A 20,843-nucleotide genomic window follows, 5' to 3' on the forward strand; every position below is an offset into this window, starting at 1 on the left:
AACAGGAGAACCCATGTCCCTACGGCATCGCCTCGCCGCTGCCCTGATCGGCGGCACGCTACTGCTCGGCTTCGCGACCCCCGCGCGCGCCGCCGACGAAAGCATCAGCGTCGACTTCTCGATCGCCGGCGGCACGCCCACCTACCGCGCTTCCGGCTGGATCTACGGCATGACCGAGGACGCCTCCGGCCCGGCCGACCATTTCTACACCGACGTCAAGTTCCGGGCCATGCGCGCCGGCGGCGCCCAGCTCGACCAGCCCGGCGGCTGGGTCTCCGGCCGATACGACCGCCGCTGGAACGCCACCCGCGCGCAGCTGGTCCGCACCCGGGCGCTCGGCGGCAGCTTCGTCCTGCTGGCGCACGATCTGTGGGGCGCCGACGGCTACCCGATCACCCGCTTTCCGGGCGACAACGGCGACTGGACCGACTACGACAACTTCCTCACCCGCCTGATCTCCGACGTGCGCGCGACCGGCGTACCCGTGCAGTGGGACATCTGGAACGAGCCCAACATCGGTCTGTTCTGGAACCGCCCGCAGAGCCAATACTTCGAACTTTGGCGACGTACGTATCAGCGTCTGCGCGCCGGCCTGCCCGGCACGCTGATCGTCGGCCCCAGCTTCGCCGGCGTCCCCACCACGGGCAGCGGCACCTGGTGGAGTCAGTACCTCGACTACGTGCGCGCCGGCAACGTCGTCCCGGACGTCTTCAGCTGGCACAGCCTCCCCGGCGACCCGGTCGCCAACGTCGCGGCGGCCACCACCACCCTCGCCGCCCGCGGCATCGCCCATCCCCGCCCGTACCAGATCAACGAATACGGATCGTCCAGCGAGCAGAACCCCGGCGACGGGTCGTGGTACATCAGCCGTCTCGAACGCGCCGGCGCCGACGGCCTGCGCGCCAACTGGGCCAGCACCGACAGCCTGCACAACGACCTCGGCAACCTGCTCGTCCGGAACTCGGCCGGCCAGCACCTGCCCAAGGGCGAATGGTGGGTCTACCGCTTCTACGCCGGCCAGACCGGCCTGATCGCCTCGACCACGCCGAGCCCGGCCTACGACGCGTTCGCCACCAGGGACACCGGCGTCGCGAAGGTCCTCGTCGGCGGGGGCGGCACCACCGGCAACGTCGCCGTCCGGCTCAACCGGGTCGACGCGACCTCCGGCATCGTCGTCAACAACCAGGTTCGCGTACGCGTCCAGCTGATCCCCTACAGCGCCGGCGGCGCGGTGCCCGGACCGACCACCGTGTCGGACACCGTCGTCACCCTCGCCGGCAACGCGACCACCGTGAACCTGGCCCACGGCAACGCCGACGACACCTTCACGATCACTCTGCTGCCGCCGACCGACTCGAGCTTCGCATCGGTGGCCGTCGCGCAGCACAGCCAGCAGTGCCTGGACAACACCGGCCTGGCGACCGGCGACGGCAACCAGCAACAGCAGTTCTACTGCGAAGGCGGCAACCAGCAGCTCTGGAACTTCCGGCCGGTCGCCGGGGTGGCGAACACGTACACCGTCGTCAACCAGCAGAGCGGCAAATGCCTCGACGTCAACGCCGCCTCCACCGCCGACGGCGCCGCCGTGCAGCAGTGGACCTGCCTGAGCGGGGCGGCCAACCAGCAGTTCGCCCTCCGGAAGGTCACCTACGGCGGCAGCGACGCGCACGACTACCAGCTCGTCGCCCGGCACAGCGGCAAGTGTGTCGACGTCAGCGCGATCTCGACCGCGGCCCGGGCCAAGATCCACCAGTGGACCTGCAACCCGGCCGGCCAGAGCAGCCCCCGCAACCAGACCTGGCGACTGCTCGGGCGCTGACCGCCACCCGCCGCCGGTCAGCGGTGCCCGGCGGCGGGCTCGCGGTGGAAGCGGATCGTCTCCACGTCGTCGAGCAGCACGACGCCCTTCTCCAGGATGTCGTCGAGAGTGTGCAGAAACGCCTGGATGCGGGCGTGGTCGTCGACGATGGTGATCAGGATCGGCAGGTGGTCGCCGAGGCTGAACAGGTGAGTGGTGTGCACCTGCGAGACGCCGGCGTACCCCTCGATGCCGCGCAGGACGGTGGCGCCGGCGAGGCCTTCGGCGCGGGCGCGGTGCACGATCTCGACGTAGACGCTGCGGTGCCGCCACTTGTCGTTCTCGTCGACGAGGATGGTGAGACGAGCGGCTCGGCCTTCGGTACGCATGATGGGTCTCCCTCCGGTCCAGTCTCCACCCCTGGGCTAGTCTTTTCCCGGGTGCGAACCTCTTTGGTGCGAACCCAGCGGTGGTGGGGCCCACCGCCCCCGGCTTCCCGGGCCGGGGCAACCGCGTCGACGCCAACGGTCCCTGCCAGCGAATACTGGTAGGAGTACAGGCATGCCCGAAGCTTCCGCGGAACGACTCCCCGCCGACGCCGACGTCGACCTGCACATGCGTACGCACCGCTTCGAGCTGTTGCACGCCCCGGGCAGCGTCCTCGCCGCGATCGCCGCCGGCGGCGCGATCGGTGCGATCGCCCGGTGGTCGATCGGCCTCGCCTTCCCCGCGCCGGCGGCCGGGTTCCCGTGGGCGACCTTCCTGATCAACGTTTCCGGCTGCGCGCTCATCGGCGTCCTGATGGTCCTCGTCACCGAGGTGTTCACCCGGCAACGGCTGCTGCGGCCGTTCCTGGGCGTGGGGATCCTCGGCGGCTACACCACCTTCTCCACCTACATCGTCGACATCAACCGGCTCATCACCGAGGGCGCCGGCGGCATCGGCCTGCTCTACCTCGCCGTCACCCTGGTCGCCGCGCTGCCGGCCACCGCCGCGGCCATCGCCCTCACCCGGCTCGCGCTGGCGACGGCCCGGGGCTCCCGATGACCCCGCCGCTCGACGGCCCGGCCACCCGGATGACCATCTACCTCAACGACGGTGACCGGGCCGGCCGCACCGCGCTGTTCCGGGAGATCGTGCGGCGCGCCCACCGGCAGGGTCTCGCCGGCGCCAGCGTCCTGCACGGCATCGAGGGCTACGGCGCCGGCCGGTTCGTGCGCACCGACCGCCTGCTGGACTCCGCCGACGACCTGCCCGCGGTCGTGATCATCGTCGACGCCGACGACAAGATCCGCGCCTTCCTGCCGCAGCTCGACGAGCTCATCGCCGACGGCCTGGTCACGCTCGAACACGTCGAGGTCGTCCGCTACACCGGCGCCGGCGGTGGCGCATGACCGCGCTGCTGGTCATCCTCGGCGCGATGCTCGGCGCCCCCGCGCGCTACCTGACCGACCGCTTCGTCCAGGCCCGGCACGACACCGTCTTCCCGTGGGGAACCTTCACCGTCAACGTCGCCGGCTCGTTCATCCTCGGCCTGCTCACCGCCGCGGCGAGCCACCACGGTCTCCCCAAGGCCGTGGTGGCCTTCGGCGGCACCGGCTTCTGCGGCGCGCTGACGACGTACTCCACGTTCAGCTACGAGACGGTGCGGCTGCTGGAGGATCGCTCGTACTTCTACGCCATGGCCAACGTGGTCGCCGGCATCATCGCCGGCCTCGGCGCCGCGGTGTGCGGTGTCGCCCTCGCGCTCGCGCTCTGAGCCGGCCTTTCACCGCGCCACCGCGAAGATCAGGCAGGCGGCGAGCAGCAGCGATCCGATGGTAAGAACGAGACGCGGGACCCACGCCTGTCGCAACATGGCCGGCCCTCCCAGACGAAATCGAACCTAGACGAAGTCGAAGCGTTCCGTGTTGAGCCGGCCGGCCGGGACGCCGACGGACAGCAGCAGGTCCTCCATCGCGTCCAGCATGGCCGGGGCGCCGCAGATGAAGTACTCGAACCGCCGGAACTGCCGGGCCGGGAGGTGCCGCTCGAGGATCCCGGCGTCGATGCGGCCGCGCTCGCCGGTCCACCCGTCGGGCGGTTCGCCGAGCACGTGGACCACGCGCAGGTTGGGCATCGAGCCCTGAAGTTCCTCGAGCTGCTCGCGGAAGGTCACGTCCGCCCAGCGGCCGTTGGCATAAAACAGGATCACCGGTCGTACGTCGTCCCGCTCCCGCATGGTGAACAGCATGCTGTAGAGCGGGGTGATGCCGACGCCGCCACCGATGAAGACGTAGCCCGGCGCCTGGTTGGTCTCCATGGTGAACACGCCGTGCGGTCCGTCGACGTAGACCTTCGCGCCGACCGGGAACGAGGCGATCCGGCTGGTGAAGTCGCCGCTGGCCTTGATCGTCAGGGCGACCGTGCCGCCCGGCTCGACGTCGCCGCAGGACGAGAACGAGAATGGGTGGTTCACGCGGGTGAACGGTGAGCGGTCGACGATGATCCAGCCGAACTGGCCGGGCTGGAAACTGAAGCCCGCATGGTCGACCGGCTCGATCACCATCGTCGTGGTGTTGCCCCGCTGGGGCTCGATCGCGGCGATCCGCCAGGGATGCCGCAACCGGATCAGCGGCCGCAGGATCCTGATCCAGAGCAGCATCAGCACGAGGATGCCGGCCAGGGCGTAGAACAGCGAACGTTTGGCCGTGCCCGACGTGTAGTAGCCGACGCCCTGGATGTGGGCGAGGGCCAGCAGCACCACGGCGACGGCGAGGATGCCGTGCGTCCACTGCCACACCTCGTACGACAGGCGCAGTCGCCGCCGGGCGACCGAGAGGCCGATGAGGACGAGCAGCAGCAGCGTGGCGGTGACGGCGAAACGGGCCCGCCACGGCGCCGTGAAGACGTTCAGCAGCGGCAGGTACTTCGGGCCGTCCTGGATGAACAGCAGGATCGGGTGGGCGAGGATGAAGAAGAGCGCGACGTACGACACCTGCTTGTGGAACTTGGTCAGGGCGTCGACACCGAACGGCGCGGCCACCGGCTTGAACCGGGCGATGAGGGCGAACTGGAGGCCCATCATCGCCAGCCCGACGAACCCGAGCGCGACCGAGAGCTCGATCAGGAACGGGCGGCCCGCCGGCGGATGGGCGGAGGCGACGATGACCAGCGGCGCCAGACCGAGGACCAGGTAGACCAGCACCCAGAGCAGCCCGGTCAGGGTGTTCTTCATCGTGCCGCGCCCCTTCCTTCCGTCGTCGCGCTCAATGCGGCTGCAGGTGAATGACGCCGAGGTCGGCCAGGCCGTCGAGACCCAGCTGCACCGCGAGCGCGGCGAGCAGGAAGCCGAAGACCTTCTCGGTCACCAGCATCCGGTTCTCGTCCAGATGCGCGCTGATCCGGTTGGCCCACCGGAACACCACGAAGTCGATGCCGATGACCACCGCCAGCGTCGCGATCACGACGCCGTACACGGCCGGCGATCCGGCCTCGGCCGACGCCGTGACCAGCACGACGATCCCGGCCGGGTTGAGCAGGTACGGGACCGCCAGCGGAAAGACGGCGAGCCGCATCGGATCCTGGCCGGTCAGGGTGTCGTTCGGGCCGCCCTGGTCATGCGGGGCGAGCACCATCGAGACCGCGATGATGAGCAGGACGATGCCGCCGGCCACGCCGAGCGCTCCCGGCGAGAAATGCAGCAGCCGGGTCAGCAGCCCGCCGAGGACGAGCAGGACGAGCGCCACGGTGGCGGCCGTGGTGATCATCTTTCGGACGATGCGGTTCCGGACGTCCGGCGGCACGGCCGAGGTCGCCTCGAGGAACGGCACGAGGGCGATCTTCGGGCCGACCCCGATCAGCAGCAGCAGGAAGGTGTCGATCACCATGGCGACGCTGACCGACGCGAAGTCCACGATCATGGCTGCGCGAACTCCATCACGACCTTGATGTCGTCCGGCTTGATCTCGTCCGGCTTGATGTCGTCCGGTGCGACCCGGCGGGTGATGAGCCGCTCGAGCCAGGACCGGTCCGCCCGGGCCAGCATCGCGGCCGCCCGGAAGTAGTGCCGGCGGTTGGCGTTCACCGAGCCCAGGATCACCACGTTCTTGAGCACCGCATCCCCGGCGAGCAGCGCGGCCGCGCCGGCCGCGGTGGCGTCCGGCGAGCCGATTCCGGTCAGGCACACGATGCCGCCCGGCGCCACGACGTTCGCCGCGTCGACGATCAGCGGCACCACGCCCGTGCAGTCGATCACGATGTCCGGGCGCATGCCCAGTTCCGCGATCGGGCCGGTGTGGTACGTCGCGCCCAGCTGCTCGACCAGCGCCGGTTTGGGGCCGGACGTGACCCGGTCGAGCACGTGGACCTCCCGGCCGAGCTGCGCCGCGGCCATCGCGGCGAGCAGCCCGATCGGGCCGGCGCCGACAACCAGCACGGTCTGCGGGTCCCAGAACGTGCGCTGGCCGATGGCGAGGATGTGCTGCCAGGCCTTGGCGACCACGGTCGTCGGCTCGAGAAGGACGCCGAGGACGCCCAGGGACTTGTCGACGCGGACCACGTACTCCGGCTCGATCCGCCACCGCTCGGCCATGAAGCCGTGAACCTGTTTGATGCCGCGCTCGGTGTAGCGGCCGTTGGAGCACATGTCCCACTCGCCCACCGCGCAGTTCGGGCAGGGCGCCGGGTCCGGCCGGCGCACGATGCCCACCACGTGGTCGCCGACCGCCAGGCCGGTCGGGCCCGGGTCGATCACCCGGCCCAGGGACTCGTGGCCGAGGATGAGTCGTTCCTCGCCGGGCGGCGCCCAGCCGTAGCCGCCGCTCACGATCTCGGCATCGGTGCCGCAGATGCCCACGGCCAGCGCCTCGACCACGACCGATCCGAGGTGCGCGGCGGGCTCCGGGACATCGTCGAGCACGGCGGACCCCGCCTTGCCCGGGATCACCGTCACCGCGCGCACGAGACGCTGCCTTCGTCGCCCGGCCTCTGCGGGCCGCGGGGCACGACTCCTCGCATCACCACTGCAGTGTTGGGCGATGTCCACCGGCGAACATCATCCGCGACGGGCTAACTTGGCGTCGTCATCCCGTGCTCAGGACGTCGGCGACCGGGCGGCGGGCGCCCAGGCGGGCCGGGACGGCGGTGCAGATCGTGACCGCGAGGACGGCGCCGGCCAGGACGGCGATCAGCGCGCCGGCCGGCGGCATGGTCAGCGTCGTGCGGGTGACCAGCCGGTAGACCAGCACCCCGGCCGGCGCGCCGAGCAGGGCGCCGAGGGTCGCCGGCACGATCTGCGCCGCCGACAGGCCGGCCGTGACCTGGCCGGGGGTGGCGCCGAACGCGCGGGCCAGGGCGGAGGCGTGCCGCGTGTCGGCGACGGTCGCCCAGGTGAGGAAGACCGTGTTGACCGCGGCCAGCACCAGCAGCATGACGGTGATGGTGGTGGTGACCTGGGCGAGCCGTTCGGTGCGCAGGTTGTGCAGGCCGCCCAGATCGCGGCCGGACACGGTGGCGCTGATCGCGATCGTGACGAGCCCGGTCACGGTCACGGCGGTGCTGAGCACGGCCAGGACGGCGCGGGCCGGGCGCCGGCCGATCAGGCGCAGCCCGAGCAGGAACGGGACGGGCAGGCCGGCCGAGACGGCGATCAGCCGGCCGCTGCGTCGCGGCGCCCGGGCGGGAGCGTCGAGCGCGGTGATCGTCGCCGAGCGGGCGGCCCGCAGCGTGGGCACCACGGTCGCGGTGAGGGCGACCAGCAGGGCGGCTCCGAGGACGACGGCGACGGTGGCGCCGGTCAGCGCGGCCGGGCCGGGTGCGCCGAGCAACCCGGCCCCGGGGTCGGTGAACCGGCCGGCCAGCAGGCGGCCGGCGGCGAGTCCGGCGGCCGCCGCGAGCACGGCCAGGACGAGGTGTTCGAGGAGCAGCGCGGCGGCGATCAGCCCGGGCGTGCCGCCGACGGCCTTGAGCAGGCCGACGCGCCGGGTCTGCTCGAGGGTGCGCCGGCCGGCCAGCACCGCCAGCCCGGCGACGGCGAGCAGCGCGAGCAGGACGGCGCCGACCTGCAGGGCGGCCTGGGCCGATCGGGTCACGCCGGCGTCGGCGTCGCGGATCTGCCGCCAGGTGAGCAGGAACGGGGCGGTGACGCCCGGTCCCGGTCGCACATCGTGGGCGGCGGCGAAGGCCTCGGCCGACGCCGGGTCGGCCAGGCGCAGGTCGACCAGGTAGAGCACGGTGGGCGTGGTCCGGTCCGGGACGGCGGCGAGGTCAGTGGGGGTCAGCCAGAGCAGGCCGATGTCGAAGGCGTTCGGGCCCGGTGCGACGCCGGCGAAGCAGAGCAGGTGGCACAGGCTGCTCGGGTAGGACGGCAGGGCGGCGCTCACGGCGGTGCCGCCGACCCGGAAGGACCGGCCGCCGAGCATGATCCGGTCGCCGACCTTCGCGCCGAGCGCGTCGGCGAAGCCGCGTTCGAGGACGACCGAGCCGTCGGCGACCCAGCTGCCGGCGGTCAGGCGGGGCCGGTCCACCGCGTCGGTCGCGGCGCTGCGGCCCAACGCCTGCACGGTGGCGGTACGGCCGCCGAGCGCCAGCGTGGTGTGGATCAGCGGGAAGGGTCCGCTGTGGCCGGTCACCCCGGGCAGCCCGGTGAGGGCGCCGACGGCGGCGGGGTCGAGGGGCGCGCCGTCGTCGCGCACGAATCCGGCGATCGCGTCGGGTCCGGCCGTCGCCGCCCGGGTCTGCTCGTAAGGATGGTCGGTGACGCCGTGCAGGGCGAGCCCGATCGTGAGGGTGGTGGTCGCGACGGCCATGACCAGCAGCGCGAGGATCGCCTCGACCGGCCGGCGGCGCAGGTCCCGCCGGGCGAGCCGCAGGACGAGCAGCGTGCGGCCCATCAGACACCGGCCTCGGCGAGCACGGTCTGGTCGACCAGGGCGCCGTCCCGCATCGCGATGACCCGGCTCGCGGTGGCCGCGATCCGCGCGTCGTGGGTGACGACCACCAGCGTCTGCCCGTCGTCGTGCAGCCGGGTGAACAGGCGCAGCACGTCCGCGGTGGCGGCGCTGTCGAGGTTGCCGGTCGGCTCGTCGGCGAGCAGGACGAGCGGCTGGGTGATCATGGCCCGGGCGATCGCGACACGTTGACGCTGGCCGCCGGACAACGCCGTCGGCAGGTGCCGGGCGCGATCGGCCAGCCCGACCCGGTCGAGCAGGTCGAGGGCCGCCGTGCGGGCCGCTCGCGGCGCGCGGCCGGCCAGCAGCGCCGGCAGCTCGACGTTCTCCGCGGCGGTCAGCTCGGGCATCAGGTGGAACGCCTGGAAGACGAACCCGAGCCGGTCGCGGCGCAGCCGGGCGAGCGCGCGTTCGCTCATCCGGTCGACGCGTCGCCCGGCCAGCTCGATCTCGCCGGACGTCGCCCGCATCAGGCCGCCGAGCAGGTGCAGCAGTGTCGACTTGCCGCAGCCGCTCGGGCCCATCACGGCCACGGTCTCCCCCGCGGACACGTCGAGGTCGACATCGTCGACCGCGAGCACGCGGCCGTCGCCCTTGCCGAACTCCTTGCGCAGACCGCGGGCGCTCAGAACGTAGTCACTCATGAATCTCCCCCTAACCGTTAGCTACAGATAACCGTTAGACGCACAGGGCCGTCAATCAGGGTCATCCCTGAGTCGAACCCGAGCCGCGGCGCGCGTCCGGGATACGCTGGCGGCGGAGGTCTGCGACGGTGACGATGAGAGACAGCCGGCGGCCGCCGGGCGGCCTGGAGGCCGCGGTCATGGGCGTGCTGTGGGCGGCCGACGCCCCGATGACGACGACCGAGGTGCAGCAGGCCCTGGGCAGCGATCTCGCCTACAACACGGTGCAGACCATCCTGTTCCGGCTGCACGACAAGAAGTCCGTCGAGCGGCATCGCGCCGGGCGCGGGCACGCCTACTGGCCGGCCCGGGACGCGGCGTCGGCCGCCGCATCGCAGATGCAGGCCGCCCTCGCCGACCGTCCCGACCGGCACGCCGTGCTGCAACTGTTCGCCGCGTCCCTCGACGACTCCGACGCCGCGGTGTTGCGGCAACTGCTGGCCGGCAATGAGCCGCGGCTCGACTCATGACCATCACCGTCTACCTGCCGCTGCTGCTGGCGCTGCCGCTGGCCCTGGTGGCGCGGCGCATCGCCGCCCGCGGCGCCCCCGGACCGGCGGCGTGGGCGCTGACGCTCACCGCGGCCGTCGCCGCGCTCGCCTCGACCTGGTCGCTGCTCATGCTGGCGCTGACCATGCTCGACGACGTGCCGCCGCTGTCCGCACTCGACGACCATCCGGCGATCGAGCTGCCCGAGCCGGTCCCCGGGCCGATCGCCCTGGTCGCCGGCCTGCTGCTGGTGGCCGGCGGGGTCCGGCTCGCGGCCGACGTGCGACGCCGGATCACCACCAACCGCCGGCTCCGGGCCATCGGCGACCCCGGGCAGGAGCTCGTCATCGCCGACTGGTCGACGCCGATGGCGGTCGCGGTCCCGGGCACGGCACGCACGCACGGCCGCCTGCTGATCACCACCGGCATCCTCCGGCTGCTGGACGCCGGCGAGCGCGAGGTCGTGCTCGCGCACGAGCGGGCGCACCTCACCCACCGCCATCACCGCCTCACCGCGATCGCCGGCGCGGCGGCCGCGATGAACCCGTTGCTGATCCCGGCCCGCCGGGCCGTCGCGTTCCTGGTCGAGCGCTGGGCCGACGAGACCGCCGCCGACGACGTCGGCGACCGCGGGTTGACCGCCCAGGCGGTGGCGCGCGCCGCGCTCGCGACCTCCGGCGCCGGCGCGGGCCCCGTGCTGGGCATCAACGGCGGCGCGGCCGTGCAGCGCGTGCGGGCGCTGTCGCAGCCCTCCCCCGCCCCGCTGCTGCGGCGGCTGACCGGCCCGGCGCTGCTCGGCCTGGTCATCGTGGCCGTCGCGGGCGCGGCCACCGAGGCGTTCGTCGACCTGGCCCGGGCGTGGCTGTGACGTCAGCGCGGCTCTGATCCACTCGTGCGCGCACGTCGGCGGCTGCGCAGCAGCTCGATGCCGATCGGGACCACCGACAGCACGACGATGCCGACCAGGATGAACTCGATGTTCGACTTCACGAAGGCGACCTGGCCGAGGAAGTAGCCGAGGATCGTCACGCCGCAGCCCCAGAGCGTGCCGCCGATCAGGTTGTAGATCAGGAACGTCCGGTAGTGCATGTGGCTGGCGCCGGCGACGATCGGCGTGAAGGTGCGCACGATCGGGACGAACCGGGCCAGCACGATCGAGCGGGCGCCGTACCTGGCGAAGAACTCGCGCGCCCGGGTCAGGTTCTCCTGCTTGAACAGGCGCGAGTCGGGACGCCGGAACAGGGCCGGGCCGAACCGGCGGCCGAACAGGTAGCCGAACTGGTCGCCGAGCACAGCGGCGGCCGACACCAGCAGGCACATCAGCCACAGCGGCACATGCAGATAGGTGCCGCCGGCGATGAGCAGCCCGGCGGTGAACAGCAGCGAGTCGCCGGGCAGGAAGAAGCCGATCAGCAGCCCGGACTCGGCGAAGACGATGGCCAGGATCCCGATCAGGCCGAAGGTCGAGATCAGCCATTCCGGGTCAAGGAACGACGGGCCCAGCGCTGACGTCATCGAATCGGTGTTCCTCTCCATCGCCCCGGTGCACTGGCTCATGCCCGCCGGGCTGCGACCCAAACCTACATGTTGTAGGAGAACGAGACTTGACAGGCTCCTACAACGTGTAGGAGCTTACCCACATCAGGTAAGGCTCATCTAACTTCGGGAGCACCACGTGGGCGGCGCGTTCTTCGCCAGCTATCTCATCGGGCTTCGCGACGGCCTCGAAGCGGCGCTGGTCGTCTCGATCCTCGTCACGGTCCTGGCCCGGGCCAACCGCCGGGACGGCCTGCTGCCGCTCTGGTCGGGCGTCGCCGCCGCCGTGGTCTGCGCCGCCGCACTCGGCGTGGTGCTCACCTACGTGGCCACGTCGCTGCTCTCCGGCGTACGGCTGGAATTGTTCGAAGCCATCTCCTCGCTGATCGCCGTCTCGATGGTCACCTGGATGATCTTCTGGATGCGGCGCAGCGCCCGCACCATCAAGTCCGAGATGACCGGCAAGCTGACGACCGCGCTCGGCCTCGGCAAGGCCGCCGTCGCCGCGCTCGCCTTCGTCGCCGTGATCCGCGAGGGCGTCGAGATGGTGCTGCTCGTCTTCGCCGCCGCCCAGGCCGCCAGCGAGACCGTCGCCCCGCTGCTCGGCATGGTCGCCGGCGTCGCCTCGGCAGTGCTGCTCGGCTGGCTGATGTACGCCGCCGTCGCCCGGGTCAACCTCGGCCGGCTGTTCACCTGGACCGGCGCCCTCCTCGTCCTGGTCGCCGCCGGCATCATCAAGTACGCGGTGCACGGCTTCCAGGTCGCCGGCCTGCTGCCCGGCTCCACGACCGTCGCGTACGACGTGTCGCACCTGATCGACCCCACCTCCTGGTACGGAACGTTGCTGGCGGCCACGGTCAATGCCACCCCGACGGCGACCGTTCTCGAGGTCGGGGCCTGGATCGCGTACGCCGCAATCGTCCTGTTCTTGTTCTTCCGCCCGGCCCCGAAGCGCGTCCCGGCCGCCGCCTAGCGCGCGACCACCCCGGCCACCTTGCTGACCGGCTCGAGCCGCTCCCAGTAGGTACGCGCGACCGGATACAGCGCCTCGGCCCGGGCGACGTCGCCGGCCTTCACCGCGTCGGCGAACTCCTTGGTCTTCGGCGTCAAACCGGGCGCCGCAGCAGGCCGTCCGCGACCAGCTCGACGGTCGCGGCGACGGCGATCGCCTCGACCGCCAGCAACGCCACCAGCACGAGCAACTGGGTCGCGCCGGCCTGCACCGCGGAGCCGCCGCCGAGCAGCACCCCGACGAACGCGCCGGGCAGCGTGACCAGCCCGACCGTGCGGGTCTGGTCGAGCGCGGGCACCAGGGCCTGACCGGCGGTCGGCCGGCACACCTCGAGCGCCGCGTCGCGCGGGAGGAAGCCGAGCGCGAGGGCGGCCTCGTACTCGCCGTAGCGGTTGCGCAGCTCGTCGAGCGCGCGCCGGCCGGAGAGCGAGGTGGCGGTCATCGCGCCGCCGATCAGGATCCCGGCGATCGGCAGGACCGCCACCTCGGTCAGCGGCACGGTGCCGGCGGCGACGATCAGGACCCCGGCGGGGACGGCCCCGCCGGCGATCGGCAGGAGCGTGAAGCGGACCAGCCGCCACGATCCGATGCGGCGGGCGCTGGTGGCCGAGGCCACCAGCAGCATCAGCGTGATGAAGCCCGCGGTCGCCCACCAGGATCGCAGGACGGCCGCGATGAGCAGCGACACCGCGGCGAGCTGGACGACCGCCCGGATCGACGCGGTCACGACGGCCCGGCTCACCCCGAGCCGGCCGATCAACGCGGCGGCCACGGCGACCAGGGCCAGCGCTGTCAGGACGACGGCCAGCACGGGACCGGTCGCCACCGCTGCCTGGGCCAACCTCGACCACTCCCGCTTCGTGCGTCGCTTTCACCGAATCTTAAGGTGGCCGATCGTAGGTTGCCGCTCGTGAACCAGCGCATCACGGCGGTCCTGACCGCCCACCGGCTCTGCCGGCGCTTCGACCCGTTCGCGCTGGACGGAATCTCGCTGACCATGCACGGCGGCGAGAGCGTCGCCGTGCTGGGGCCGGTCGGCTCGGGAAAGACCTCGCTGCTGGCGCTGCTCACCGGCCTGGACGAGCCGGACAGCGGCTTCGTGCACGTCGCCGGTCGTCAGCTCAACCGGCGCCCCGAGGCCGAGCGGGCGCGCCTGCGGGCCGAGCACATCGGGGTGCTGTACGCCTACGGCAACCTGCTGGAGCACCTGACCGTCGCCCAGAACATCGTCTTCGCCCGTCACCTGGCCGGGCGCCGCGGATACCGCGGCCTGGCGGGCCGGCTCGCGGCGGTCGGCCTGGCGGGCCGCGGGGACGCGTTCCCGCTTCAGCTCGCGCCGGGCGAGCGATCCCGCGCCGCGCTCGCGGTGGCGCTGGCCAACGACCCGCCGCTGCTGGTCGCGGACGAGCCGACCGCGCAGCTCGAGGCGGCCGGCGCTGCTGGTCTTGCTGCGTGCGCAGGCCCGGGCGAGGGGTCGCGGTGCTGATCGCGACCGGCAGCGAGCAGGTCGCCGGGACGTGCGATCGCATCATCCGGCTGACGGCGGGTCATGGACCGCCAAGCAGGTAATGCCAGAACCTGTCAGTCATGCCTTGCCCGGGCCTAGCGTGGCGGTGGACAGAGATGAGGTGCGGCCATGGCCATCAGCGAGACGGCCCGCAAGAACCACGACGACCTGTTCCCCGGACACGTCTCGACGCTCGCCGACACCGATCCGGAGCTGATCGAGTACTTCGACAACTTCGCCTTCGACGAGGTGCTGCGAAACGGCGATCTCGACCCCCGCACCCGGCTCATGACGCAGCTCGCCGCCCTGATCGCCGGGCAGGCGCTGCGCGAATACCGGGTCATGCTCGGTGCGGCGCTGACCGCCGGCGTCACGCCGGTGGAGGTCAAGGAGATCGTCTACCAGGCGGTCCCGTACGCCGGCATGGGCAAGGTCCTCGACTTCCTGCACGCCACCAACGAGGTCCTCGCCGAGCGTGGCGTCGAGCTTCCGCTGCCCGGCCGGTCGACCACCACCCCTTCGACGCGTGCCGAGAAGGGCCTCGCCGTACAGAAGCAGATCGTCGGCGCCGCCGCGGTCGAGGCCATGTACGCGAACGCGCCCGACGACGAGCAACACATCCAACGCCTACTGTCGGCCAACTGCTTCGGAGATCACTACACTCGCGACGGTATCGACATCCGCACGCGTGAGCTGCTGACCCTCGCCATGCTGATCTCCCTCGGCGGCGCCGACCCTCAGGTCAAGGGTCACGTCCGCGCGAACCTCAACGTCGGCAACGACCGGGCCACCATGCTCGCCGTGATCACTCAACTGCTGCCGTTCGTCGGCTATCCGCGCACGCTCAATGCGTTGCGCGCCCTCGACGAGATCACCCTGTAGGAGGAGCTGACATGCAGAAGCGCACCCTCGGCGCCGGCCTCGAGGTCTCGGCCATCGGCTTCGGCGCGATGGGCATGAGCCAGAGCTACGGTCCCGGGCCCGACCGGGACGCCAACATCGCCCTGCTGCGGACGGCGGTCGAGCGCGGCGTCACCTTCTTCGACACCGCCGAGGTCTACGGGCCGTTCGTCAATGAGCAACTCGTGGGAGAAGCCCTTCATCCCGTACGCGATCAGATCGTCATCGCCACGAAGTTCGGTTTCGCGTTCGACGCCGATGGCAAGCAGACCGGCCTGTCGAGTCGCCCGGAGCACATCAAGCAGGTCGCCGACGCGTCGCTGAAGCGGCTGCGGACCGACCACATCGACCTGTTCTATCAGCACCGCGTCAACCCGGACGTGCCCATCGAGGACGTCGCCGGCGCGGTCAAGGAGCTGATCGAGGCGGGCAAGGTCAAGCACTTCGGCATGTCCGAGGCCGCCGCCGCGACCGTGCGCCGCGCCCACGCCGTGCAGCCGGTCACCGCGGTGCAGAACGAGTACTCGCTGTGGTGGAAGCGCCCCGAGGCGGAGATCATCCCGATGTGCGAGGAGCTCGGCATCGGCCTGGTCCCGTACAGCCCGCTCGGCAAGGGCTTCCTCACCGGCACGATCACCACCGAGACCGCCTTCACGCCGGGCGACATCCGCACCACGATCCCCCGCTTCCAGGCCGGCGCCCGCGAGAGCAACCGGGAACTGGTCGGCCTGCTCGGCGCCATCGCCGCACGCAAGAACGCCACCCTCGCGCAGATCGCGCTGGCCTGGCTGCTGGCGCAGAAACCGTGGATCGTCCCGATCCCCGGCACCCGCCGCCTGGAACGCCTGGACGAGAACCGCGGCGCCGCCGGCGTGACGCTGACCGACGAGGATCTCGCCGAGATCGACGCCGCCACCGCGCGGGTCGAGATCCAGGGCGGCCGCTACTCCGAGCAGGCCGAAGGCATGACCAACCGATGACCGGCATCGATCACCGCGCGGAGACCCGCGACTTCCTCACCACCCGCCGCGCGCGGATCACCCCCGCGCAGGCCGGGCTGCCCGCCTACGGCACCAGCCGGCGGGTGCCGGGGCTGCGCCGGGAGGAAGCCGCCATGCTCGCCGGGGTCAGCGTCGACTACTACACCCGGCTGGAACGCGGCAACCTCTCCGGCGTCTCGGACAGCGTCCTCGACGCCCTGGTCCGGGCCCTGCAACTCAACGAGGCCGAACGCGACCACCTGTACGACCTCGCCCGCCAGGCCAACACCGGGCCCCGGGCGCGCGCCGCCCGGCGCCGTACCACCGCCGACGTCCGACCGGCCGTCCAGCAGCTGCTCGACGCCATGACCGGCACGCCGGCCTACGTCCGCAACGGCCGCCTCGACATCCTCGGCGCCAACCATCTGGCCCGTGCGGTCTTCGCACCGGTCTTCCGCACCACCGCCGGCCGGCCCAACCTCGCCCGGTTCATCTTCCTCGACCCCGCCGCCCAGGACTTCTACCGCGACTGGGAACGGCTGGCCGAGGATGTCGTCGCCCTGCTGCGCGGCGAGGCCGGCCGCGACCCGTACGACAAGGACCTCACCGACCTGATCGGCGAGCTGTCCACCCGCAGCGACCGGTTCCGGACGTGGTGGGCGGCGCACGACGTACGGCTGCACCGCTCGGGAACCAAACGCCTGCGCCATCCCCTGGTCGGCGACCTCACCCTCACGTACGAGTCGATGGATCTCACCGCCGATCAAGGCCTGCGCCTGAACGCCTACAGCGCCGCGGCCGGCTCGCCCGACCAGGACGCCCTCAACCTGATCGCCAGCTGGGCCGCCACGACAGTCCGGTAGCGCCTACGCCGTGGTGGTGGGCCGGTACCGCACCCGGGCGGTCGCCGCCGGATCGCCACCGTCGAGCCGGTGGAGGCGGATCGGCGCCGTGCCGTGGCTTCGGTACAGCCGAATCCCGTCGCCGAGCAGGACCGGCGCCACGTGGATGTCGATCTCGTCGATCAGTCCCCGTTCGAGAAGCTGGGCCCCGATGTTCGGCGAGAACACCGCGAGATCTCTGCCCCCGGCCGCATCCAGCCCGGCCCGCACCGCGTCCTCGACGGAGCAGGACAGAAACGTGATGTCCGGGGTCGGTGGTGCGTCCTCGGGATGGTGGGTCAGGACGAAGATCGGCCCTTTCCATCGGCCGCCCCACGGCCGTGAGTCGCCGATGGCGCTGTCGAAGCCGTCACGGCCGGCCAGGACCGCGCCGGTGGTCCTGATGTAGTCCTCGACCAGGTCCGGCTGGGCGGTGAAGCCGGTCATCCAGTCCATCTCGTGGTGTGGTCCGGCCACGAACCCGTCAAGGGACATCGTGAAGGCCCAGAGCACTTTTCCGGTCGCGGTCGGTGGCTCGGTGCTGGTCATGAGCCCCACGCTAAGAGGTACGGTGGCGCTTTTAGGAGATCCAATTCCGGACGGGTTATGAGTACCAGTTCGCCAGAGTTGTTCGTGGAGCTCGACCGGTCCCGTCCCCGGGGTCTGCGCGCCCAGCTGGAGCGGGGCCTGCGTGACGCCGTCCGGGCGGGCCGGCTGCGCCCCGGCGTCCGGCTGCCGTCGTCCCGGGCGCTCGCCGCGGACCTCCAGATCACCCGCGGTGTGGTCGTCGCGGCCTACCACCAGCTCACCGCCGAGGGCTATCTCACCTCCCGGCCGGGCTGGGGCACCGTCGTCAACACGATCTCCAAGCCCGGGGGCCCACCGCGCCACCGCCCGCCGCCGGCCGGCGTCCGGTACGACTTCCGTCCCGGAGCCCCGGATGTCGGCCTGTTCCCGCACGCGGCCTGGGCGCGGGCGACCCGCACCGCGATGCGGTCCCTACCCGGTCAGGCCCTCGGCTACAGCGACCCGGCCGGTCTCCCGGCGCTGCGCGACACCCTGGCCGACTACCTGGGCCGGGTCCGCGGCCTCTCCTGCGAACCGGACGACATCGTGGTGTGCAACGGCTTCTCGCACGGGTTGAGCCTGCTGGCCCGCGTGCTCGCCGAGCGGGGCATCGCCGTGGAGAACCCCGGCCACCCCGACTGGCGGGAGCAGATCGAGTGGGCCGGCGCCGGCTGCCACCCCGTCGAGGTCGACGACGAGGGGCTTCGGGTGGACCTGCTGGCCGAGTCGGGCGCGGGCGCCGTGCTCGTCACACCCGCCCATCAGTACCCGACCGGTGTGGTGCTCTCGGCCGGCCGGCGCGTCGACCTGCTCGACTGGGCCCGCACCGGCGACGGCTACATCATCGAGGACGACTACGACGCCGAGTACCGCTACGACCGGCACCCCGTCGGCGCCCTCCAAGGGGTCGCGCCCGAGCACGTCATCCATGTCGGCAGCCTGTCCAAGAGCCTGGCCCCCGGGCTGCGGCTCGGCTGGCTGGTCGTCCCCCGGGCGCTACGCGACGAGGTGGTCGCCGCCCGCGCGCGCAGCGACCGGTTCACCACCTCGATCATCCAGGCCATCGTGGCCGAGTTCGTCCAGCGCGGCGACCTCGACCGGCACCTGCGACGAACCCGACGGAACTACCGCCAGCGACGCGACGCCCTCATCGCGGCCCTGCGGCACCGGCTACCCGCCTACCGTGCGACCGGCATCTCCGCCGGCCTGCATGTCCTGGTCCGGTTGCCCGCCGGCATGGACGCAGGCCACCTCGCGGCCACCGCGGGCGGGCACGGCATCCTCGTACGCCCCCTGGACCACTGTTCGGAGCGGCCCGCCATCGTGATGGGTTACAGCCGGCTCACGCCCCACCAGATCGAGGACGGCATCCACCACCTCGCCACCATCCTGGACCGGGGCGTCACCCCGCGCGGATGATCTGCTCGGCATGAGTCTGCCGAAACATGGCGAACGTGGAGACTGGCGTTGAGCGTGTTCCGCTGACCGAGGCCGGGCTGGATCGGCGGCGGATGAACCTGGTGTTCGTCACGGTCCTCCTCGGAATGCTGCTCGCCGCCCTGGATCAGACGATCGTGTCGACCGCGCTGCCCACGATCGTCGGGGATCTGGGTGGTGCGGGCCACCTGACCTGGGTGGTGACCTCGTACCTGCTGGCCGACACGATCGCGACCGTGCTGGCCGGCAAGGCCGGCGACCTGTTCGGGCGCAAGCTGGTCTTCCAGGTCTCGGCCGGCACGTTCGTGCTGGCCTCGGCCTTCTGCGGCTTCGCCACCAGCATGACGTGGCTGGTCGGCTGGCGGGCCGTGCAGGGCTTCGGCGCCGGTGGCCTGGCGGTGACGGCGACGGCGCTGATCGCCGACGTCATCCCGCTGCGCGAACGCGGCAAGTACCAGGGCGCGCTGGGCGCCGTGTTCGGGGTGACCACGGTTCTCGGCCCGCTGATCGGCGGCCTGTTCACCGATCATCTGTCCTGGCGGTGGGCCTTCTACGTGAACCTGCCGATCGGCGTGGCGGTCATCGCGCTCGCCGCGGTCACCATCCCGGCGGTCAAGGCGGTCACCCGCCCGGTCCTGGACTATCTGGGCATCGTGTTCATCTCGCTCGGCTCGGCCGGGCTCACCCTGGCGCTGTCCTGGGCCGGGACGCAGTACGCCTGGTCCTCGCCGACGATCATCGGGCTGTTCGTGGGCTCGCTGATCGCGCTCGGCCTGTTCGTGGTGTTCGAACGCCGGGCGGTCGACCCGGTGCTGCCGTTGCGCCTGTTCGGGTCGTCGGTGTTCAGCGTCTGTGTCGTGCTGGCCTTCATCGTGGGCTTCGCGCTGCTCGGGGCGATGACCTTCCTGCCGACCTATCTGCAGTACGTCAAGGGCGTCTCGGCCACCGGCTCCGGTCTGCAGACCCTTCCGCTGGTGGTGGGCCTGCTGGTCACCTCGATTGCCGCCGGGTCGATCGTGGGCCGGACCGGGCGGTACAAGATCTTCCCGGTCGCCGGGTCGCTCGTCATGGTGCTGGGGCTTTATCTGCTCTCCCGGATGGACGCGGACACCGCGTACTGGTCGCTGGCGCTGAGCATGCTGGTGCTGGGCGCCGGCATCGGCCTGTGCATGCAGGTGCTGACGATCATCGTGCAGAGCACCGTGAGCTACCGGGATCTGGGCGTGGCGACCTCCGGGGTGACCTTCTTCCGTACGCTCGGCAGCTCGTTCGGAGCCGCGGTGTTCGGCGCGGTGTACGCCAACGTCCTCAGCTCCTCCATGCCCGCGGCGTTGGCGCAGGCGCGGGTGGACCCGGCCGCGATCGCCACCCCGGCCGAGTTGCACCGGCACCCGTCCGCCCAGATCGCGCCGATCGTCGATGCCTACGCGCACGCCATCCACATCGTCTTCCTCGCCGCGGTCCCGGTCGCCGGCGCGGCCTTCGTCCTGTCGCTGTTCCTCAAGGAGGTCCCGCTCCGCCGCACGTCCCGGGCTTCGGCGTCGGACATCGGCGAGGGGTTCGCGATGCCCACCGGCGACGACAGCCTGGTGCAGTTGCAGAACGCCATCGCGTGCATCGTCCGGCGGGATCCGCGCGCGGCGGCCACGGCCGTGTGGGCAGCGTCCGGCACCGCGCTCGACGTGTCCGCCGGATGGTGTGTGGGCCAGGTGCACGTCCGCGAGCGGGTCGCCGCCGACACCGGCCTCCGGGCGATCGGGCAGCGGGCCCGGGTCCCCGCCGAGGTGCTGAAACCCGCCTTCGACATCGCCCGCGCCGACGGTTACCTCACCGGCGAGGACGACCACCTGCGGGTCACCGACGCCGGCCGGGCCGAGATCCGGAAGGTCGTCGACGCGGCCCGCGGCTGGCTCGCCACCGAGCTGGCCGACTGGGGCGACCTCGACGACGAGCAGCTGCGCCGGGCCATGACCACCATGGCCCATCAGTACGTCGACCAGGACCCGCAGCTCGGGCGTACGGTCGCCGCGGTCTCGTCATGACGGCGCGGTGCTGCGGATGCCGCTGATGACGAGGTCGAGGCCGTAGTCGAAAGGCGCTTCGTGGTGCGGGGCGGGGATATGG

23 protein-coding genes are annotated in these 20,843 nt (G+C 71.8%); 13 read left to right on the plus strand and 10 right to left on the minus strand.

Annotated elements, in window-relative coordinates:
* The first annotated feature begins 13 nt into the window (after nt 1–13).
* The gene (locus tag ACZ6TB_RS19980; RefSeq protein ID WP_465556005.1) at nt 14–1,819 is read left to right on the plus strand and encodes an RICIN domain-containing protein; all 1,806 of its coding nucleotides are present in this window, start codon (nt 14–16) and stop codon (nt 1,817–1,819) included.
* Between the two features lie 17 nt (nt 1,820–1,836).
* On the opposite strand, the gene ACZ6TB_RS19985 is transcribed toward ACZ6TB_RS19980, so the two are convergent.
* On the minus strand, nt 1,837–2,187 hold the full coding sequence (locus tag ACZ6TB_RS19985) for a DUF190 domain-containing protein (RefSeq protein ID WP_465556006.1): 351 nt from the start codon (nt 2,185–2,187) through the stop codon (nt 1,837–1,839).
* Between the two features lie 172 nt (nt 2,188–2,359).
* Here ACZ6TB_RS19985 and ACZ6TB_RS19990 point away from each other — a divergent pair, with 172 nt between their 5' ends.
* From ACZ6TB_RS19990 to crcB, 3 genes are read left to right on the plus strand one after another with little or no spacing between them, the layout of a single operon-like run.
* Nucleotides 2,360–2,845, plus strand: coding sequence for a FluC/FEX family fluoride channel (locus ACZ6TB_RS19990; RefSeq protein ID WP_465556007.1), 486 nt, complete (start codon nt 2,360–2,362; stop codon nt 2,843–2,845).
* Nucleotides 2,842–3,192 (plus strand): DUF190 domain-containing protein, encoded by a 351-nt coding sequence (locus ACZ6TB_RS19995; protein WP_465556008.1) that lies wholly within the window; start codon nt 2,842–2,844, stop codon nt 3,190–3,192. The genes ACZ6TB_RS19990 and ACZ6TB_RS19995 overlap by 4 nt, the downstream gene beginning before the upstream one ends.
* Entirely contained in the window at nt 3,189–3,557 is a 369-nt protein-coding gene (gene crcB / locus ACZ6TB_RS20000; RefSeq protein ID WP_465556009.1) for a fluoride efflux transporter CrcB, read from the plus strand. The genes ACZ6TB_RS19995 and crcB overlap by 4 nt, the downstream gene beginning before the upstream one ends.
* Before the next feature lie 126 nt (nt 3,558–3,683).
* Here crcB and ACZ6TB_RS20005 read toward each other — a convergent pair whose 3' ends face one another.
* From ACZ6TB_RS20005 to ACZ6TB_RS20025, 5 genes are all read right to left on the minus strand, one after another.
* Entirely contained in the window at nt 3,684–5,015 is a 1,332-nt protein-coding gene (locus ACZ6TB_RS20005) for a ferredoxin reductase family protein (protein WP_465556010.1), read from the minus strand.
* Between the two features lie 31 nt (nt 5,016–5,046).
* The gene (locus ACZ6TB_RS20010; protein WP_465556011.1) at nt 5,047–5,700 is read right to left on the minus strand and encodes a MarC family protein; all 654 of its coding nucleotides are present in this window, start codon (nt 5,698–5,700) and stop codon (nt 5,047–5,049) included.
* Nucleotides 5,697–6,740, minus strand: coding sequence for a glucose 1-dehydrogenase (locus ACZ6TB_RS20015; protein ID WP_465556012.1), 1,044 nt, complete (start codon nt 6,738–6,740; stop codon nt 5,697–5,699). Before ACZ6TB_RS20015 ends, ACZ6TB_RS20010 begins: the two co-directional genes overlap by 4 nt.
* 121 nt (nt 6,741–6,861) lie before the next feature.
* Entirely contained in the window at nt 6,862–8,670 is a 1,809-nt protein-coding gene (locus ACZ6TB_RS20020) for an ABC transporter permease (protein ID WP_465556013.1), read from the minus strand.
* Complete coding sequence (locus ACZ6TB_RS20025; protein WP_465556014.1) at nt 8,670–9,371, minus strand: ABC transporter ATP-binding protein; 702 nt, start codon at nt 9,369–9,371, stop codon at nt 8,670–8,672. Before ACZ6TB_RS20025 ends, ACZ6TB_RS20020 begins: the two co-directional genes overlap by 1 nt.
* Nucleotides 9,372–9,505: 134 nt before the next feature.
* On the opposite strand from ACZ6TB_RS20025, the gene ACZ6TB_RS20030 reads away from it, so the two are divergent.
* Both ACZ6TB_RS20030 and ACZ6TB_RS20035 read left to right on the plus strand, forming a co-directional pair.
* Nucleotides 9,506–9,880 (plus strand): BlaI/MecI/CopY family transcriptional regulator, encoded by a 375-nt coding sequence (locus ACZ6TB_RS20030; protein WP_465556064.1) that lies wholly within the window; start codon nt 9,506–9,508, stop codon nt 9,878–9,880.
* The gene (locus tag ACZ6TB_RS20035; RefSeq protein ID WP_465556015.1) at nt 9,877–10,767 is read left to right on the plus strand and encodes a M56 family metallopeptidase; all 891 of its coding nucleotides are present in this window, start codon (nt 9,877–9,879) and stop codon (nt 10,765–10,767) included. The genes ACZ6TB_RS20030 and ACZ6TB_RS20035 overlap by 4 nt, the downstream gene beginning before the upstream one ends.
* 2 nt (nt 10,768–10,769) lie before the next feature.
* Here ACZ6TB_RS20035 and ACZ6TB_RS20040 read toward each other — a convergent pair whose 3' ends face one another.
* On the minus strand, nt 10,770–11,414 hold the full coding sequence (locus ACZ6TB_RS20040) for a DedA family protein (RefSeq protein WP_465556016.1): 645 nt from the start codon (nt 11,412–11,414) through the stop codon (nt 10,770–10,772).
* 160 nt (nt 11,415–11,574) lie between these two features.
* Between ACZ6TB_RS20040 and efeU the strand changes: the two genes are divergently transcribed.
* Complete coding sequence (gene efeU / locus ACZ6TB_RS20045; RefSeq protein WP_465556017.1) at nt 11,575–12,408, plus strand: iron uptake transporter permease EfeU; 834 nt, start codon at nt 11,575–11,577, stop codon at nt 12,406–12,408.
* Here the strand turns inward: efeU and ACZ6TB_RS20050 are convergent.
* Both ACZ6TB_RS20050 and ACZ6TB_RS20055 read right to left on the minus strand, forming a co-directional pair.
* Nucleotides 12,405–12,545, minus strand: coding sequence for an imelysin family protein (locus ACZ6TB_RS20050; RefSeq protein ID WP_465556018.1), 141 nt, complete (start codon nt 12,543–12,545; stop codon nt 12,405–12,407). The two genes, efeU and ACZ6TB_RS20050, sit on opposite strands and share 4 nt — an antisense overlap.
* Nucleotides 12,542–13,273, minus strand: a complete 732-nt coding sequence (locus ACZ6TB_RS20055; protein ID WP_465556019.1) for an ABC transporter permease — start codon at nt 13,271–13,273, stop codon at nt 12,542–12,544. The genes ACZ6TB_RS20050 and ACZ6TB_RS20055 overlap by 4 nt, the downstream gene beginning before the upstream one ends.
* Before the next feature lie 84 nt (nt 13,274–13,357).
* Here ACZ6TB_RS20055 and ACZ6TB_RS20060 point away from each other — a divergent pair, with 84 nt between their 5' ends.
* The 4 genes from ACZ6TB_RS20060 (at nt 13,358) to ACZ6TB_RS20075 (ending at nt 16,697) form a co-directional block, all read left to right on the plus strand.
* Complete coding sequence (locus ACZ6TB_RS20060; protein WP_465556020.1) at nt 13,358–13,933, plus strand: ABC transporter ATP-binding protein; 576 nt, start codon at nt 13,358–13,360, stop codon at nt 13,931–13,933.
* A 150-nt stretch (nt 13,934–14,083) separates the two neighbouring features.
* Nucleotides 14,084–14,836: a carboxymuconolactone decarboxylase family protein gene (locus tag ACZ6TB_RS20065; RefSeq protein WP_465556021.1), complete on the plus strand. Its 753-nt coding sequence runs from the start codon at nt 14,084–14,086 to the stop codon at nt 14,834–14,836.
* Nucleotides 14,837–14,847: 11 nt separating this feature from the next.
* Nucleotides 14,848–15,834: an aldo/keto reductase gene (locus ACZ6TB_RS20070; protein ID WP_465556022.1), complete on the plus strand. Its 987-nt coding sequence runs from the start codon at nt 14,848–14,850 to the stop codon at nt 15,832–15,834.
* Nucleotides 15,831–16,697, plus strand: a complete 867-nt coding sequence (locus ACZ6TB_RS20075) for a helix-turn-helix transcriptional regulator (protein ID WP_465556023.1) — start codon at nt 15,831–15,833, stop codon at nt 16,695–16,697. Before ACZ6TB_RS20070 ends, ACZ6TB_RS20075 begins: the two co-directional genes overlap by 4 nt.
* Before the next feature lie 3 nt (nt 16,698–16,700).
* On the opposite strand, the gene ACZ6TB_RS20080 is transcribed toward ACZ6TB_RS20075, so the two are convergent.
* A complete protein-coding gene (locus tag ACZ6TB_RS20080) occupies nt 16,701–17,264 on the minus strand; it encodes a dihydrofolate reductase family protein (RefSeq protein ID WP_465556024.1) in 564 nt (187 codons plus the stop codon).
* Nucleotides 17,265–17,321: 57 nt separating this feature from the next.
* On the opposite strand from ACZ6TB_RS20080, the gene pdxR reads away from it, so the two are divergent.
* Entirely contained in the window at nt 17,322–18,701 is a 1,380-nt protein-coding gene (gene pdxR / locus ACZ6TB_RS20085; protein ID WP_465556025.1) for a MocR-like pyridoxine biosynthesis transcription factor PdxR, read from the plus strand.
* A gap of 35 nt (nt 18,702–18,736) precedes the next feature.
* Nucleotides 18,737–20,761 (plus strand): MDR family MFS transporter, encoded by a 2,025-nt coding sequence (locus ACZ6TB_RS20090; RefSeq protein ID WP_465556026.1) that lies wholly within the window; start codon nt 18,737–18,739, stop codon nt 20,759–20,761.
* Nucleotides 20,762–20,843: the final 82 nt, after the last annotated feature.

Source organism: Actinoplanes sp. NPDC051537, from assembly GCF_055586105.1.

Coding starts and splice junctions, on each gene's coding strand:
- ACZ6TB_RS19980 (WP_465556005.1), top strand. CDS start 14: ATGTCCCTACGGCATCGCCTCGCCGCTGCCCTGATCGGCGGCACGCTA.
- ACZ6TB_RS19985 (WP_465556006.1), bottom strand. CDS start 2,187: ATGCGTACCGAAGGCCGAGCCGCTCGTCTCACCATCCTCGTCGACGAG.
- ACZ6TB_RS19990 (WP_465556007.1), top strand. CDS start 2,360: ATGCCCGAAGCTTCCGCGGAACGACTCCCCGCCGACGCCGACGTCGAC.
- ACZ6TB_RS19995 (WP_465556008.1), top strand. CDS start 2,842: ATGACCCCGCCGCTCGACGGCCCGGCCACCCGGATGACCATCTACCTC.
- crcB (WP_465556009.1), top strand. CDS start 3,189: ATGACCGCGCTGCTGGTCATCCTCGGCGCGATGCTCGGCGCCCCCGCG.
- ACZ6TB_RS20005 (WP_465556010.1), bottom strand. CDS start 5,015: ATGAAGAACACCCTGACCGGGCTGCTCTGGGTGCTGGTCTACCTGGTC.
- ACZ6TB_RS20010 (WP_465556011.1), bottom strand. CDS start 5,700: ATGATCGTGGACTTCGCGTCGGTCAGCGTCGCCATGGTGATCGACACC.
- ACZ6TB_RS20020 (WP_465556013.1), bottom strand. CDS start 8,670: ATGGGCCGCACGCTGCTCGTCCTGCGGCTCGCCCGGCGGGACCTGCGC.
- ACZ6TB_RS20025 (WP_465556014.1), bottom strand. CDS start 9,371: ATGAGTGACTACGTTCTGAGCGCCCGCGGTCTGCGCAAGGAGTTCGGC.
- ACZ6TB_RS20030 (WP_465556064.1), top strand. CDS start 9,506: ATGAGAGACAGCCGGCGGCCGCCGGGCGGCCTGGAGGCCGCGGTCATG.
- ACZ6TB_RS20035 (WP_465556015.1), top strand. CDS start 9,877: ATGACCATCACCGTCTACCTGCCGCTGCTGCTGGCGCTGCCGCTGGCC.
- ACZ6TB_RS20040 (WP_465556016.1), bottom strand. CDS start 11,414: ATGACGTCAGCGCTGGGCCCGTCGTTCCTTGACCCGGAATGGCTGATC.
- ACZ6TB_RS20065 (WP_465556021.1), top strand. CDS start 14,084: ATGGCCATCAGCGAGACGGCCCGCAAGAACCACGACGACCTGTTCCCC.
- ACZ6TB_RS20070 (WP_465556022.1), top strand. CDS start 14,848: ATGCAGAAGCGCACCCTCGGCGCCGGCCTCGAGGTCTCGGCCATCGGC.
- ACZ6TB_RS20075 (WP_465556023.1), top strand. CDS start 15,831: ATGACCGGCATCGATCACCGCGCGGAGACCCGCGACTTCCTCACCACC.
- ACZ6TB_RS20080 (WP_465556024.1), bottom strand. CDS start 17,264: ATGACCAGCACCGAGCCACCGACCGCGACCGGAAAAGTGCTCTGGGCC.
- pdxR (WP_465556025.1), top strand. CDS start 17,322: ATGAGTACCAGTTCGCCAGAGTTGTTCGTGGAGCTCGACCGGTCCCGT.